This is a genomic window from Lentilactobacillus sp. Marseille-Q4993 (assembly GCF_951230165.1).
Lineage (GTDB): Bacteria > Bacillota > Bacilli > Lactobacillales > Lactobacillaceae > Lentilactobacillus.
The window spans coordinates 37702-53370 of sequence record NZ_CATNVB010000004.1 but is presented as its reverse complement, the minus strand read 5'-3'; the positions used below and the strand labels follow the sequence as shown (position 1 = coordinate 53370).

Genomic DNA, 15669 nt, shown 5'->3' with positions numbered 1-15669 from the left:
CTTCAAGTATATCATAGTATTACCTTGGATTTTTTAAGACATTTATTAAGATGTTACGGTTTGCTTTCCATAACCACAGTAACCGTTTCAAAGTTGGAAATCAGTTGCTTGCTGGCATTGATAACATCATCAAGGGTCAACTCTCCCATGACTCTTAGCTCATCAAAAATTGAAAACACCGGACTGGTAGAGCCACTAAACTGATTAGCAATAGCATCAACCGAATCCATCGACCTGACGTATTCGCCCAGCATTTCTCTCTTTTGAAGTTCAAATTCCTCATTCTTATCCGTTATGGTTTCTGTTACACTATTCAGAATGTTCATTAACTCAGTTTTAAGCACTATAGGGTCAGTGGTATCACCAGCTAAAATTACATAGTGAAAACTACGTTCATTTTCAAACTCAAACGAAAAAGAATCATCAATCAGACCTTCATGGTAAAGTTGATCATATTCTGGTGCGTTTTCAGAAAAATAGAGATTGAGCATAACTGTAATCGCTAACTCGTACTTCAATTCATCCTCACCCGCTGGAATATCATCATTTCCTTTTAGTCCAAGAGCTAGTTTGGAATGGGAAACCTCCATATCCGATTTAGTGATTGTGTCGAGAACAGTGCCACTTGTAAATTTTCTTTGAACATCGATATCCCGCCTAGGATACTGAGCCTGATTTTTCCGGATCCACGCGATGGTTGTATCTGGATCAAGGTTGCCCGATACAAATAACGTCATGTTATCAGGACGGTAGAAAGTGTCGTAGGCAAGGTTAACGTCATCAACTGTAATTGAGTTCAACGAATCAATTGATCCGGCAATATCAGACCCAAGTGGTGACTTTTGATACATCCCTTGAATTGCTGAAAAATAAAGCTGGTTATCAGGGTCATTTTTGTACATGTTTATCTCTTGACCAATAATGCCCTTTTCTTTTTCAACCTTCTGCTTTGTAAAGTATGGTTGCATAACAAAGTTAAGTAAGATATCTAAATTTTCATGGGCATTGCTTGTGGCAGTGAATAAATAATTGGTTTTTGTAAACGAAGTAAAAGCATTAGCCCTAGCACCAGTCTGATTAAAAAGCTCAAAAACATCATAATCTTTCTTATCAAACATCTTGTGTTCTAGAAAGTGAGCAATGCCCTCTGGTTGGCTATAACTCTGTCCATTAACTTCAAATTTAGTATCAATTGATCCGTAATTTACGCTTAGCACCGCCGAAGTCTTTGAGAATCCAGGCATCGGGTACATATAAACTCTCAACCCATTTGGCAATGTTTCGTAATACAACTTCTCATTAAATTGAGGATACTTGATTATGTCCATTTGTCTAATCCTCTCCAGTTAGGGCAAATGTTGCCCGTAATTTTAACTTACCTGCAACTCTCGAAATAGCTGCTTTATCAACTTGGTTGATCATCTTAGCATATTCTTCACTCGAAACTGAATAGTTAGTTAATTCTTCGATGAATTGACGTTCCATAACACTGGAAAGAAAGTCACTTTCTGATTTTCGTTGGTCTAAGACAGATGTCTTAATTCCAGCCAAGATTTTATCTGAAAAATCGCCATTAATTATTTTCTGGATTTGATCCTCAATGCTTCGCTTGACTTTTTCTTTGTTTTGCTTGTCAATCCCAGTAGCTATCGTTAACATTCCAGTTAATGAGTTGTAGGTTGAAGAAATATCGTACGCTAAGCTTTGTTTTTCTCTCACATCATTAAAAAGTAACGACTGAGTGGAACCACCTAAAACCTGATTCATTACAATCGCTGCGGCGTAATCTTCATCAGGGTAGTAAACTGGGAATTCATATCCCAACATGTAAACTGATTGACTGGCATGAACCTGTTGTTCCTTATTGATTATTGAGTCAACGGAAGTAACCGTTACATATGGTTTGTTAATTTCAGCTTGATGACCACGACCAGCAAAAATTCTTTTAACCTGGTCAAACGTACTATCGTCATCAAAATCTCCCGCCGCAACAACCGTTACAGCGGCATTTTTCATCAAAAAATCATAAGTGTCTGCCAAACTTTTTGCAGTCAACTTTTGCAAATCACTCACTGTTCCGTACAAAAAAGTACCATGATTCTTATCGTCTTGGTAGTACGTTTCTTGTAATTTAATTGTCGAATAATAATCCTTATTATCCTTGATTGAATCCATGTAGTTTAACAAATTCTTTTTATGCAAATCGAAAAACGATTGGTCAAACTGCCCATTTGTAATTAGTGGCCGATTGATAACCTCATTTAAGAATTCAAAAACTAATTCATTCAGACTTGCTTGGGTCGGTAAATAATCATCGTTGGCAAACGTAATTCTCACCCGCAATGTGTGAACATCACCATACCGTAACACCGTTACACCAAAACTTGCACCATACAATTCAGATAGTTTTCGGGAAACTTTCATCTCTGAATCATACTGTTTAGTTCCATTGCCGATTAACTCAGCTAAAAGTGCAAGTTCAGAATATCTTGATGAATCGGATTTGGTATTAAAATAAATCGATACTTTAGAATTCTTAAACTTTTCTGTTTTGTGGGTAATTAACTTTACGCCATCAACTATATTAATGTTCACGCTAATCCTCCTATTTTAAAACACAAACTTCATACTAAAGGACAATGCCAAAAATCTCAATAGATTATTTACAATGAGCCCCAAATGTAAACCAAGATACTCATTTTCTGATAACTAAAGTTTCTCCGATTCAGAGTAAGCCTTAAAACAAAAAATAAGCTAAAAAATGCAACGAGAATTATTTATTAGAAATTCTCATTGCATTAATACGATTTACCAAGACGTTATTTAGTTATCTTTTCACTTATTCACTTCGTTTACCAATGGTGATGAGACTTTATTGCCAAACCACTTCTGATCGATCTTTTTCAGCTGACCATTTTTCGCTAATTTGGTGAGGCCCTCATCAATTTTCTGCTTCAACTTGGTATCACCTTTTCTCATTCCGACTGCATATTTTTCCTTTGGAAATTCACTGGGAATCGTTTGATAACTCCCTTCATTGGCTTGGTGCGCAATATAATAATCTGCATATATGCTATCTATCAACAATCCCTGAATTCGATTTGAATTCAAATCAATAAATGCGTCTGTGAACGAGTCGTAAAGCACCGGACTGTGATCCTTGATTCTATTCTTCAAAACCTTTGGTTGATTATCGATATCCATTGCCCCGGCGGACCCAGCTTGAACTCCAGCAACTTTCCCCTTCATATCAGCAAAACTACTAATGTTCTGACTTTTTTTAGTGACCAGAATTTGATCATTTACTAGATATGGTTTACTAAACAGAACTGATTTTTCGCGCTCTGGAGTCATTGAAAAACCATTCCAAATTAAATCAATCGTCCCATTTCTTAGTTCAGTAACGTTCATTGACCAATCAATCGGCTGAAAGTCAACCTTGATTCCATATTGTTTAAATACCGCTTTCGCAAGGTCAACATCGTACCCAACAATCGACCCCTTTTTAGTTTGAAAGCCCATTGGGACAAAACTATCATCCAGCCCAATCACAATTTTTTTACTCTTCGTTACCTGCTGCCAAGTGTCAGGATTACTTGCCATTTTTTTAGGGGACTCTATTCGACAACCAGATAGAATTACTGTAAAGGCGATAAGAACGATAATTCCAAAGAATCTGTTTACTTTTTGATTCATAAATTATCCCTCCTAGCTTAATTGTTCAACCTTTAAGATATTATCAGCAATCTTTTCAGCAAACTCCATGTCATGAGTAACTACAATTTGTGTCATCTGCAATTCACGTGACTTAAGGTCAACAATGATCTTTGCAACTTCATCACGTAATTCGGGATCCAGAGCAGATGTTGGTTCATCATAACAAAGAACTTTCGGATCCATAGCCAATGCTCTTACTAACGCTACTCGCTGCTTCTGACCACCGGATAGTTGGTACGGATAAAGGGTTTCTTTTCCTTCCAGTCCCAGTCGAGATAGCAAGTCTAGAGCCGTTTTTTTAATTACCTCATTATCCATTTTTTTAACCAATTTTGGGGCTAACATAATGTTATCCAAAACCGTCAAATTAGGAAATAATTGGTAGTCTTGAAACACAACTCCGACCAACGAATTTTTTTGGTCCATTTTAGAAGGATCAAATTCCTCACCATTCCAGAAAAACTTTCCAGAATTAACTTTTTCAAGGCCAGTGATACACCTCAGTAGGGTCGTTTTCCCGGCTCCAGAAGGTCCAACAACCGCTAAAATTTCATTATCTTCTACCCGAACAGACAAGTTATTGATAATCGTTCTATCATCAAATTTTTTAACAAGATTCTTAATTTCTAGCATTGAATTTCCTCCTAACGCCAAACGCTTGAACGTTTTTCAAGCACTTTTAACACAATCGTACATACCGCAGTAAGAATTAGGTAAATTGCACCAACCATAATTAATGGCACCAACGTTACGTCTCTTGCAGTGGCAACATTTCCGGCTCTCAGTAAATCACCCAGACCGATAACGTAAACCAATGATGAATCCTTGATCAAGTTGATAACTTCGTTTCCAATTGATGGCAAAACGATTTTAAACACCTGAGGAATAACGATGTAACGAATTGTTTGAGGATAACTTAGTCGAAGAACCCGAGCACTCTCAAACTGACCATTTGGTACTGATTGAAATCCACCTCTAAATATTTCGGCGAAGTATGCCGTGTAATTTAAAATAAAAGCAAACAAGGCTGCGTCATACCTTTGGAAGATAATCCCAACAATTGGTAATCCATAAAATACGAAAATTAATTGCAACAACAATGGCGTTCCACGCATTAACCAGACATATAGATTAATGATCCACACTAGTGGTTTGAACTTACTTATTAATCCCAATCCAACAATCGCTCCAAGTGGAATGGAAATAATCAATGTCCAAAAGAAAATTGATAACGTCATTTTTGTTCCCGACAAAAGCGCTGGTAAAATTTGACTCATATAATCTAACATTTTAATATTCCTCCATAAAAAAAGTCCCCTTGAGAAAAAACTCAAGAGGACGATGGTTTTCGCGGTGCCACCTCAATTTTTCATCAACTCACATTGACGAACTCATGAAGTTTAGCTACAAAAAAATCCCCTTAGGCCAAAAGCCTAAGAGGACGACTTTTCAGTCGTGGTTCCACCTCATGTTTGTTTTTCACTTGCGTAAAAAACCTCATCGAGTTTAGTAACTAAACTTCAGCAATAACGTGCTAACCGCTTTTTCTTACTCTAACGTTCAGAAAAATGACTCCCGGATGTGAATCAATAATAACGACTGCCCTATTTCCACCAACTAGAGCTCTCTGTAAATCATTAACTATTGAACTTCCGTTCTTCGTCTTTATTCGTATCAAATTTATATGAACATACTACTCGACACGCCGAATCCTGTCAAGAATTATTTATTCTTAAACCAACCACTAACTTTTTCCCAGAACGTTGGTTTGGATTCATCCTTCATCTCCATCAACGGAACAGACTCACCAGTAATTCTTCTGGCAATATCTCGATAACCCTGACCAGCAGGATTATCAGTATCAAGAACTATCGGTTCTCCTTGGTTGGACGTTGAAATAACCTTATCATCGTCAAACACGATTCCCAATAATTCTACACCGAGATGATGAGTAATTTCGTCAATATCCATGACGGTACCATCCTTCATCATGTGCGTCCGAATCCGGTTGATAATCAAATGGGGTTCTTCTTTTAGCGGATGTTGTTCCAAAATACCAACCACCCGGTCAGCGTCCCTAACTGCAGAAATCTCTGGCGTTGTCACAATAATAGCACTGTCAGCGCCTGCGATTGCGTTCAAGAATCCCTGTTCAATCCCAGCTGGACAATCAATCAAAACATAATCAAAATCAGGCTTCAATTCGTCCACAATTTCAACAACTTGGCCTTCATTAAGAGCGGTTTTGTCTGTATTTTGAGCTGCTGGTAGCAAATATAGGAGATCATCAAATCTCTTGTCCTTTACTAAAGCTTGGGCCAATTTAGCCTTTCCCGTAGCAACGTCAACGATGTCATACATGATTCGGTTATCAAGGCCTAAGACAACATCTAAGTTTCTAAGACCAATATCTAAATCTAATAAACACACCTTTTTACCCATCATTGCAAGTGCGGTACCAATATTAGCTGATGATGTTGTTTTACCAACACCACCCTTACCCGAGGTAATAACGTAAGCCTTACCCATTAATTATTCCTCCAATCTGATTAAAGAACTTTGGGTTGATTTGATTCAAATCTTCAACATTCCCATAGTCCAATACATGTAGAGCATTAACATAAGCAATTGAACTACTGTTGATTTTGTCAGCGCTTTTTGTATCATCCAAGATTTCAAACTGCTCGCCAATTCGAATTTGTTGAGCGTTATGTACATCCCCAAAAATCATTTTATCTTCGACATTTGGGAATCCTGCCTGAATAATTCCTTTAACCTCACCAATTACGTAAAGATTACCAGTTACTAGAAGTTTGCCACCCTCGTGGACCTTCCCTAAGAACAAAACGTCGCCAGTAACGTTAACCTCCTGGCCATTTCTAATCACCCGATCAATTACATGAACTGTTTTTTGATCAATAATTTGCGCAGATTCTTCCTTTGTCACTACATCAGAATTAATCTTATGGATTGAAAAGTCAGAATATTTTGAAAATATTTGTTCAATTTCCGAACGTTCCTGGGCATTGAATAATCGTCTTTGCGTTTGAATTTCAAACGCGATTTTTTGTGGCGTCGTTGACGCTGTCTGCGTCTTCAAATTATCCAGTAATTTTGTTAATGATTTAAAAATTTCATCATACTCCGCTTTATCATTCAGTATGATTTCATACCCATCTTTTGTCCCTTTTAGTACAGCTGCTTCAGGCATTAGCCCTACCCCCTTCGCCGATATTTAAGATATAGCGATTCGATTGGAAAATACAAAACAGCAAAGAATAGCAAATTGATTGCCAACGTCGGTGCTAAGGTATTTACCAAGAAGATAGTAGCTGATGGTTCAACCTGGCCGATAAAAACGTTTGCTAGAAAATCTAACCCAATCGTTAGTGTGATATCAATAAAGTAAACTAAAAAACCACTTAAAAAGTTTCTGGGCATTGTTTCATAAATTCCCTGTCCTAAATATATCACTAATGGGAACACAAAAACATAAACCCCTAAAATTCCAACATAGTACATATCAAAGATGAATCCAATAACAGCAGCCCACATTAACAGATGAAGCTTGCGACTGTTGGTGAAAAAGTCTGTCAAAACTAACCAAAGTACAGTCAGGTATGGAACAAGTGAGTTTGGTGCTGCATACAGCAATCCGGAGCAGACCTGGCTAATTGATCCATCCAAGAAAAAGAAAATAAACAGACCAATTGCAAACACGGCCGCAACGGGAATTCTTCTTCTCATCAAAATTCCCCCTTATTATTGCCTAACAGCGACTGATACGGCTTCAATATCATGCAGATCAGCGGCCGGCTTAACATAAACTTTTTTAGCGAGACCATAATCGTCTTGGGCAACTTTAGCAACTTTACCAATGTAAATTCCCTTAGGAATAACCCCACCAAGACCAGAAGTGGTTACTTTATCACCTTTTTTAATACTCATTTTAGCCGTAATGTTTCCCATGACAACTTCATTGGCATTTTCATCATAAGACGTAATGATTCCGTTAACGGTTTTGTTTTGAGAATTTATTAATTGCACCGCAAACCGATTTGAATTTTCTGAAGTGTTTGAAATCAAAACAACTTTACTATTCGTTTTGTTGACCTCAACAACAGAACCAATTAAACCAGCTCCAGCTATTACCGGCATGTTTTTCTTGATCCCAGCAGCAGACCCCTTGTTAATGATAATCTGACTTGTCCAAGACGAAGGCGTTCTGGTAATAACTGCGGCGTTAATTTTGTCATAACTGGTCAAAGTGTTTCCAATCTGTAACTGTCGTTTTAACTGACTGTTTTCTTTCTCAAGCACTTGATCCTTAACTTGAGTCTGGGTTAGTTGCTCAACCTTTGACTTCAGTTTCTCATTCTCTTGATAAGTATTTACAAGATTTTTTACAGCTACAAACCCACCAGAAATTCCATTCATCGGTACAGAAACAACTCGGTCCGCGAACCCAGTGATATCGTTGCCAAATTGTTGTATCAGATTAGGTGATCCCTTTCGATTGCGAACTGTAACGGAAAGGGTCATCAACCCCAGACTAATTATCAAACAAACAACGATGATAACTAGCTTCCGATTTGAGAAGAATTTTTGCATACTAGCCTCCATTCGCAAATTTCAATCAATAAATAAGCCCAAGGGATTACCTAAGGCTTACTATTGGTGCTTATTTTTTCTTGATAACGTTAATACTCTTAAGCGACTCACCGGTTCCAATGGCAACACAGTCAAGTGGGTCTGGAGCAATCGTAACGGGAACTTGGGTAGCGTCAGCAATTACTTCAGTAATGTTTCTTAGTAATGCCCCACCGCCGGTAATTACAATACCGTGATCGATAACATCAGCAGCAATTTCTGGTGATGTTTCTTCCAACGTCTCCTTGATAGTAGCAATGATTTCTGCCACTGACTCACTGATTGCTTCGTTAACGTCTGAGCCACTAACATCAACAGTGGTTGGTAGGCCCGTAACTAAATCACGACCCCGAACGGGAACTGGATCGATGTTTTTAGCAGCTTTCTTTGAGGCTGAACCGATGTCCCACTTTAACTGTTCAGCGGTTCTCTCACCAATCAACAAGTTGTACTTTTGGCGAACAAAAGCAACAATGGCATCATTTAACTTGTCTCCTGCCATTCTAACTGAACGACTTGATACGATTCCACCAAGTGAAATAGTAGCAACGTCAGTAGTTCCACCACCTATATCAACAACCATGCTACCAGTTGGATCCATAACAGGAAGGCCGGCACCGATTGCAGCAGCGAAAGGTTCTTCGATAACGTATGCATCACGGGCACCAGCTACTCTCGTAGCATCAATAACGGCCCGTTTTTCAACTGCAGTAATCCCAGTAGGAACGCAAACCATAACATATGGTTTGCCGGATGAATGACCCAATGCTTTTTCAATAAAATACTTCATCATTGCAACGGTAGTATCGTAATCAGCGATAACCCCGTCCTTCATTGGCCGAACTGCAGAGATGCTTCCAGGGGTTCTACCCACCATATCCCTTGCTTCAGTACCAACGGCGATTATTGAACCATCTTTGGTGCTCTTGGCAACGACAGAAGGCTCTCTAAGAACAATCCCCTTGCCCTCCACGTATACGATCGAGTTGGCCGTTCCCAGGTCAATCCCGATGTTCTTTTCTCCTAATCCAAACACTACATTCATCCCTTCAATTTGTGTATTACAATTTTTAATTTTTATTTATCGTTTAACGAAACAAGTATAGCATACCAACGGAAAAAATAAATTACTTCTCAACAAATCTAACCTTGATTTAAGAGATTATTTGAAAACTATTTTTGATTACCCAAAATCACAGGTCTAATTTCCGAAATAAAATACAGAGACCCCGTAATTAACAGCATATCGTCATTACCCATTTTAGCAGTTATTGTACTTAAAGCTTTTCGATAATCTTCAATAATATCAACCTGCTCATGCTCTATTCTTATTTTTTCTCTAATTGAGTTAAAATCAAACAATTTCCTGTTTCCCGGAGTATCAAACCCAGTTAAAACAATTCGAGCGTTGCTGACCTGTTCTAAAATTTCTACAATTTGAAGCGCCTGCTTATCCGCCAAAATAGAAAGTAAGATATAGGTCGTCCCAGTTTTAAAGCTCGTCTTCAACAGACTCGCGATTTGCGTAGCAGCGGGAACGTTATGGGCCCCATCAATGTAAATTTTTGGTTGTTGACTTAATTGCTCAAATCGCCCTGGCCATTTTGTGCTGGCAATTCCATCAATAACATTCTGTAGCACAACTGGTTCTTGTCGCACTTCTTTAAATGTTAGGTACGTTTGGATAGCAACAGCCGCATTACTTGCCTGATATTTTCCGATTAACGTTGATTCAATTTCATTTATTTCAATTAAGTTATTAGAAAAATCAAGCTTTTGATTAGTTTGCGTTGTCGACAACCTTCTGTAATTAAAATCATTCGGTTCGATGGAGATTGGAGCATGTTTCTTACTAGCTGTTTCTCGAATCACGGCAAGCGGCCCAGGCTTAACCTCACCCACGACTATCGGCACTCCTTCTTTAATGATTCCAGCCTTTTGAGCCGCAATTTTTTCAAGAGTGTCCCCAAGGATATGCATGTGATCCATCCCAATAGACGTAATCGCTCCAACTACTGGAGTGACGACATTAGTCGAATCAAGCAAACCACCGAGGCCTACTTCAACAATCACAACGTCTGCATGACCCTCCGCAAAATACGAGAACATCATGGCGGTAATGATTCCAAACTCCGTTGGTCCACCTTCAGGTAGCTCTTTATCAAGTTTAGCAACGATTGGATAAACCTTATTAGCCAGTCTCAAAATTTCATCATCGCTAATTGGTTGCCCATCAACACTGATTCGTTCATTAAACTTGATCAGAAAGGGAGAGGTAAACGTACCAACATGCTTACCTTCCGCCATAAACATCCCTCTTAAATAAGCAACGGTAGATCCCTTACCGTTTGTACCTGCAACGTGAATCGCCGTAATTTTTTTGTGGGGATTACCCAATTCACTAAGAAATCTTTCCATCCGTTTAAGGGTTGGAATCTTTTTAAACTTAGTGCGTCCGTGAATAAACTGTAATGCCTCGTCGTATGTTTCCAAAAATATCCCTTCCATTTCAAAATAAAAACGTGGGCTGTTCATACGCCACACGTCTTTACGTTCACTAATTAAAGTTGTGATTCAATTTCTGAAAGTCGTTCCTTAGCAGCTGCCAACTTGGTTTCGTAATCAGCTTGCTTTTCCTTCTCTTTAGCCACCACATCATCAGGCGCGTTATCAACGAACTTCTTATTAGATAACTTCTTCTCAGAGCGGGTAACTTCAGATTCGAACTTAGAAACTTCCTTCTCAATTCTGGATTTTTCTTCGTTTAAGTCAACCAATTCAGCAAGTGGCACATAGATAGTTGCATCCGTGATCACAGCTGACATTGACAGTTTAGGTGCTGTAATGTTTGATTCTATCGTCAGTTCTTGAGCATGAGTGAACCGATCAATATAACTACGATTAGATTCAAAAATAGCTTTTAATTCATCATTGCTAGTATCAATCATCATGTTGATTGGTGATGAAAGTGGAGCATTTGCCTCTGATCTAATATTTCTAACTGCCTTAATCAAATCAATCAATGACTTCATTGAGTTTTCAGCTTTTGGATTGTCGAATGCTTCGTTGGTCGTTGGATATTCAGCGTTTACCAAAGAGTCACCAGTATGTGGCATTTGCTTCCAAATATATTCAGTTACAAATGGCATAATTGGGTGAAGTAATCTTAAGGTCTGGTCAAGGACGTAAGCCAATATGTTTTGGGTGTTCTTCTTTAGTTGGTCATTGTCGCTTGAAAGAGCTTCCTTACTCATTTCAATGTACCAATCACAGAAATCATTCCAAATGAAATCGTAAAGGGCCCGACCAGCCTCACCAAAGTTATACTTTTCAAACTCGCGAGAAACGTGATCGATCGTTTCGTTTAAACGACTCATGATCCACTTGTCTGATAGTTCCCATTCACTTTGATCTGGGAGCTCAGGCTTTGAAATGCCATCCAAATTCATGATTACGTATCGACTAGCATTCCAAATCTTGTTAATGAAGTTCCAAGCAGAATCCATTTTGTCATAGCTGAACCGAATATCTTGACCAGGCGTAGTTCCAGTTGATAGGAACCATCTCAATGCATCAGCACCATACTTGTCAATAACATCCATTGGGTCGATTCCGTTTCCAAGAGACTTCGACATTTTACGGCCTTGCTCATCACGAATCAATCCGTGGAGAAGGACATCCTTAAATGGTCGTCTTTGAGTAAATTCAAGACTTTGGAAAATCATCCGTGATACCCAGAAGAAGATGATGTCATAGCCCGTTACCAACGTATCAGTAGGGAAATAGCGATCATAGTCTTCAGTGCTTTCAGGCCAACCCATTGTTGAAAATGGCCATAGAGCTGATGAGAACCATGTATCAAGAACGTCTGGATCTTGTTCCCAGTTTTCAGGATCCTTAGGTGCATCCACCCCAACGTAGGTTTCACCGGTCTTCTTGTTGTACCACGCAGGGATTTGGTGGCCCCACCAAAGTTGTCGTGAGATAACCCAGTCGTGAACGTTATCCATCCATTGTTCAAACGTTCCTTCAAACCGTTCGGGGAAGAAACTAACTTTATCATCAGTACTTTGGTTTTTGATTGCCTGCTCTGCAAGTGGCTTCATCTTAACGAACCACTGAGTCGATAACCGGGCTTCAACTTGTACCCCAGTTCTTTCAGAGTGACCAACACTGTGGACGATTGGATCAATGCTTAGCATCAGTCCCTCATCTTCAAGGTCTTTAACCATTGCTTTTCTGGCATCAAATCTATCCATTCCTGCATACTTGCCGGCGTTTTCATTCATGCTGGCATCCTCATTCATGGTATTGATTCTTTCCAAGTCGTGACGGTTACCCACCTTAAAGTCATTAGGGTCATGGGCTGGTGTAATTTTCACCATACCAGTTCCAAACTCAGGATCAACGTACTGATCAGCGATAATTGGAACTTCTCTGTTGATAAGTGGTACCAATACCTTCTTACCAACTAACTCCTTATATCTTTCATCACTTGGATTAACGGCAACCGCAGTATCACCCATCATAGTTTCAGGTCGAGTAGTTGCAATTTCAATGTAATCCTTACCGTTAAATGTCGTTCCATCAGTGAATGGATACTTAACGTGGTAGAAGGCACCCTTATCATCTTTATGAATAACTTCAATATCAGAAAGAGCTGTTCTAGCTTGTGGGTCCCAGTTAATAATATATTCACCACGGTAAATCAAGCCCTTATTGTAAAGGTCAACAAAGACTTTTCTAACAGCCTTAGATAGCCCTTCGTCAAGGGTGAATCGTTCCCGAGAATAATCTAAAGAAAGTCCAAGCTTGCCCCATTGTTTCTTGATAGTGGCAGCAAAGTCATCCTTCCATTCCCAAACCTTTTCGATAAACTTCTCACGACCAAGATCGTAACGAGAGATTCCTTGATCACGAAGTTTAGCTTCAACCTTAGCTTGAGTAGCAATTCCGGCGTGATCCATTCCTGGTAACCAGAGAGTGTCGTACCCTTGCATTCTCTTTCTTCTGATAATCATATCTTGGAGCGTTGTATCCCAGGCGTGACCTAAATGCAACTTACCAGTAACATTAGGTGGTGGTAAAACAATTGAAAACGGTTTGGCTTTCTTATCCCCACTTGGTTTGAAAACTCCAGCATCAAGCCACTTATCATATTGGCCAGCTTCAACTGCCGAAGGATCGTATTTGGTCGACATTTCTTCAGACATCTAATCAATCTCCTTTTTCTCCGGGTACAAAAAAGCACCCCGTCCATAAATTAGGACGAAGTGCTCGCGGTACCACCTAAATTGGGCCCCTAAAAAGAGACTCCACTTAAATACTTTGATAACGGTTATTACTAACCGACCCACTCTCATCGAATAGGCTGCTCCCAAGCTACCTTCACAACTTAAAGCGTAGGTTCTTTCACTTTACCGAACCCTCTCTGAAACTCTTTAAGAAGCTACTCTCTTGTTCATAGCAATTTGATACATTTAATATTAATCGCTTAATTTCTAATCGTCAATACGTTTTGTAATTTTATTTAAAGCTTCAATGGCCTTGTCGTAATCTGGCTCGTCAGTTAATTCGTCGACGATTTGCCGGTAAACGATTTTGCCGACTGGGTCTACAAGAAAAATCGTTCTTGCCAACGCACCAAAGTTTGGCATGTAAACTCCCATAGCATAACCTAGAGAAAGTTGTTCGTCTGACAGCATTTCAATGTTTTCAACACCCTCAGCTGCACACCAATCTTTTTGTTGATCAATCGTATTGTTGGAAATGGCTAGAAAACGAGCATCGGAATATTTATCAGCTTGTTGATTAAACTTTCTAGTTTCAAGCGAACAGACTGAGGTGTTAATATCCGGAATGGTTGAAATCAAAGTAACCTTACCGATAATGTCAGCGGTCTTAACTTTGTTACCATCTTTATCTTCTAACTTAAATTTAGGCAACTTATCACCAATTACTGGTGGTTCACCGTATAACTGTTCTTCTTTTCCTTCGATTGTAACTTGCATATCCAGCACTCCTTTGTACTTGAAAGGTTACTTATACTTTAAAATAAAATGACCAAAACTGCTAGTCTAAACCCTAAAGTAATTCAGCAAAAATATCAGCATCGGCGTTCATATAGTCTTCGTTTGGCTTGATATCAGTAATCTTGATGCCCTCAATTGACCGCTTCATCAATCCCTCAACATCGATATATTGTTCGAACTTACGCGTCTTCTCCAAGTCAGGTCTCGTTTTGGGCGAAGGTGGCGTGAAGATAGTACAACAGTCTTCAAATGGCATAATTGATAGGTCATAAGTCCCAATCTTTTTTGCAATTTCAATAATATCGGTCTTGTCCATTGAAATTAATGGTCGTAAAATTGGCAACTCAGTAACGTCGTTGATTGCCATCATACTTTCAAGGGTCTGGGAAGCAACTTGACCAAGGGCCTCACCATTGAAGATTCCCTTACAATGACGAGATTTGGTGATTTCAGCAGCGATTCTCAGCATCATTCGTCTTTGAATCGTCATCAAATAGCCTTCAGGAACCTTTTCCTTGATGGTTTCTTGGACCTCGGTGAATGGAACGGCAATAAATTGAATTCCACCAGAGTACTTTGCCAAAACAGAAGTCAGTTGTTTGGCCTTAGAAAGAGCCTGAACACTAGTGTATGGAGGACTGTAAAAATGAATCATATCAATTTTCACTCCCCGCTTCATCCCCATGTATGAGGCAACCGGCGAGTCGATTCCACCAGATAACATCATTGTTGCCCGACCACCAGTTCCAACTGGTAATCCACCGGCACCCTTGATTGTTTCAGATGAAAGAAAGACTCCGTTCATTCGAATTTCAACTCTGATCTCAATATCAGGATGCTTAACGTCGACGGTAATTCCCTCGACGTTTTCCAAGATATGGTCACCCAAAATATTGTTGATTTGATCAGTATGATATTCAAAATTTTTATCCTGACGCTTTGTTTGAATTTTGAACGTCATTCCCGGTTTAAACTGTTCCTGAACCATCGTCAGAGCAGTGTCTTTGATACTCTCGATGTCCTTTTCAACTTGAACTGATGGTGAAAAGTTTTCAATCCCAAAAACACGCTGCAAATCATCCATAACTGGCTTATCATCAGCACCGTTCAATGTAACGTGAAGGCGATCCCGTTGAGCTTTAACCCCAACTTCAGGATATTCAGAAAGAACCGCCCGAACGTTCTTACCAAGCTGCTTGATAAAATCTTTTCGGTTCTTTCCCTTCGTCGACAGCTCGCCGTAGCGAACCATTATTTCACTGTATCTCAT

At 39.3% G+C, this 15669-nt stretch carries 14 protein-coding genes and 2 other annotated features; all 14 genes read right to left on the bottom strand.

All coding sequences use genetic code 11. The features are described from left to right. Window positions 1-53 precede the first annotated feature (53 nt). The gene (gene yfmH / locus QOW94_RS02690; protein WP_283678611.1) at window positions 54-1328 is read right to left on the bottom strand and encodes an EF-P 5-aminopentanol modification-associated protein YfmH; all 1275 of its coding nucleotides are present in this window, start codon (window positions 1326-1328) and stop codon (window positions 54-56) included. Window positions 1329-1332: 4 nt separating this feature from the next. Further along, a complete protein-coding gene (gene yfmF, locus QOW94_RS02685) occupies window positions 1333-2595 on the bottom strand; it encodes an EF-P 5-aminopentanol modification-associated protein YfmF (RefSeq protein ID WP_283678610.1) in 1263 nt (420 codons plus the stop codon). 240 nt (window positions 2596-2835) lie between these two features. Beyond that, window positions 2836-3696: an amino acid ABC transporter substrate-binding protein gene (locus QOW94_RS02680; RefSeq protein ID WP_283678609.1), complete on the bottom strand. Its 861-nt coding sequence runs from the start codon at window positions 3694-3696 to the stop codon at window positions 2836-2838. A 12-nt stretch (window positions 3697-3708) separates the two neighbouring features. Next, window positions 3709-4350, bottom strand: a complete 642-nt coding sequence (locus tag QOW94_RS02675; protein ID WP_283678608.1) for an amino acid ABC transporter ATP-binding protein — start codon at window positions 4348-4350, stop codon at window positions 3709-3711. 11 nt (window positions 4351-4361) lie between these two features. Continuing rightward, window positions 4362-5006: an amino acid ABC transporter permease gene (locus QOW94_RS02670; protein ID WP_283678606.1), complete on the bottom strand. Its 645-nt coding sequence runs from the start codon at window positions 5004-5006 to the stop codon at window positions 4362-4364. Window positions 5007-5151: 145 nt separating this feature from the next. After that, window positions 5152-5386, bottom strand: a binding site (T-box leader). Between the two features lie 53 nt (window positions 5387-5439). Beyond that, window positions 5440-6246, bottom strand: coding sequence for a septum site-determining protein MinD (gene minD / locus QOW94_RS02665; RefSeq protein ID WP_283678605.1), 807 nt, complete (start codon window positions 6244-6246; stop codon window positions 5440-5442). After that, window positions 6239-6928, bottom strand: a complete 690-nt coding sequence (locus QOW94_RS02660; protein WP_283678604.1) for a septum site-determining protein MinC — start codon at window positions 6926-6928, stop codon at window positions 6239-6241. The genes minD and QOW94_RS02660 overlap by 8 nt, the downstream gene beginning before the upstream one ends. A gap of 5 nt (window positions 6929-6933) precedes the next feature. Beyond that, window positions 6934-7464 carry a rod shape-determining protein MreD gene (gene mreD, locus QOW94_RS02655; RefSeq protein ID WP_283678603.1) on the bottom strand — a complete coding sequence of 177 codons (531 nt, stop codon included), beginning with the start codon at window positions 7462-7464 and terminating at the stop codon, window positions 6934-6936. Window positions 7465-7479: 15 nt separating this feature from the next. Continuing rightward, a complete protein-coding gene (gene mreC, locus QOW94_RS02650) occupies window positions 7480-8328 on the bottom strand; it encodes a rod shape-determining protein MreC (protein ID WP_283678601.1) in 849 nt (282 codons plus the stop codon). Window positions 8329-8398: 70 nt separating this feature from the next. Continuing rightward, the gene (locus QOW94_RS02645; RefSeq protein ID WP_502867227.1) at window positions 8399-9412 is read right to left on the bottom strand and encodes a rod shape-determining protein; all 1014 of its coding nucleotides are present in this window, start codon (window positions 9410-9412) and stop codon (window positions 8399-8401) included. A gap of 128 nt (window positions 9413-9540) precedes the next feature. Further along, window positions 9541-10902: a bifunctional folylpolyglutamate synthase/dihydrofolate synthase gene (locus QOW94_RS02640; RefSeq protein WP_502867226.1), complete on the bottom strand. Its 1362-nt coding sequence runs from the start codon at window positions 10900-10902 to the stop codon at window positions 9541-9543. 26 nt (window positions 10903-10928) lie between these two features. Beyond that, window positions 10929-13580, bottom strand: a complete 2652-nt coding sequence (locus QOW94_RS02635; RefSeq protein ID WP_283678599.1) for a valine--tRNA ligase — start codon at window positions 13578-13580, stop codon at window positions 10929-10931. A 48-nt stretch (window positions 13581-13628) separates the two neighbouring features. Further along, window positions 13629-13841: a binding site (T-box leader), on the bottom strand. A gap of 27 nt (window positions 13842-13868) precedes the next feature. Further along, window positions 13869-14378 (bottom strand): thiol peroxidase, encoded by a 510-nt coding sequence (gene tpx / locus QOW94_RS02630; RefSeq protein WP_283678598.1) that lies wholly within the window; start codon window positions 14376-14378, stop codon window positions 13869-13871. Between the two features lie 73 nt (window positions 14379-14451). Then, window positions 14452-15669: a tRNA uracil 4-sulfurtransferase ThiI gene (thiI, locus tag QOW94_RS02625; protein ID WP_283678597.1), complete on the bottom strand. Its 1218-nt coding sequence runs from the start codon at window positions 15667-15669 to the stop codon at window positions 14452-14454.

Excerpts from the sequence above, each read along its gene's own strand:
- yfmH (WP_283678611.1), bottom strand. The coding sequence starts at position 1,328 with ATGGACATAATCAAGTATCCTCAATTTAATGAGAAGTTGTATTACGAA.
- QOW94_RS02680 (WP_283678609.1), bottom strand. The coding sequence starts at position 3,696 with ATGAATCAAAAAGTAAACAGATTCTTTGGAATTATCGTTCTTATCGCC.
- QOW94_RS02675 (WP_283678608.1), bottom strand. The coding sequence starts at position 4,350 with ATGCTAGAAATTAAGAATCTTGTTAAAAAATTTGATGATAGAACGATT.
- QOW94_RS02670 (WP_283678606.1), bottom strand. The coding sequence starts at position 5,006 with ATGTTAGATTATATGAGTCAAATTTTACCAGCGCTTTTGTCGGGAACA.
- minD (WP_283678605.1), bottom strand. The coding sequence starts at position 6,246 with ATGGGTAAGGCTTACGTTATTACCTCGGGTAAGGGTGGTGTTGGTAAA.
- QOW94_RS02660 (WP_283678604.1), bottom strand. The coding sequence starts at position 6,928 with ATGCCTGAAGCAGCTGTACTAAAAGGGACAAAAGATGGGTATGAAATC.
- mreD (WP_283678603.1), bottom strand. The coding sequence starts at position 7,464 with ATGAGAAGAAGAATTCCCGTTGCGGCCGTGTTTGCAATTGGTCTGTTT.
- mreC (WP_283678601.1), bottom strand. The coding sequence starts at position 8,328 with ATGCAAAAATTCTTCTCAAATCGGAAGCTAGTTATCATCGTTGTTTGT.
- QOW94_RS02645 (WP_502867227.1), bottom strand. The coding sequence starts at position 9,412 with ATGAATGTAGTGTTTGGATTAGGAGAAAAGAACATCGGGATTGACCTG.
- QOW94_RS02640 (WP_502867226.1), bottom strand. The coding sequence starts at position 10,902 with ATGAACAGCCCACGTTTTTATTTTGAAATGGAAGGGATATTTTTGGAA.
- QOW94_RS02635 (WP_283678599.1), bottom strand. The coding sequence starts at position 13,580 with ATGTCTGAAGAAATGTCGACCAAATACGATCCTTCGGCAGTTGAAGCT.
- tpx (WP_283678598.1), bottom strand. The coding sequence starts at position 14,378 with ATGCAAGTTACAATCGAAGGAAAAGAAGAACAGTTATACGGTGAACCA.
- thiI (WP_283678597.1), bottom strand. The coding sequence starts at position 15,669 with ATGAGATACAGTGAAATAATGGTTCGCTACGGCGAGCTGTCGACGAAG.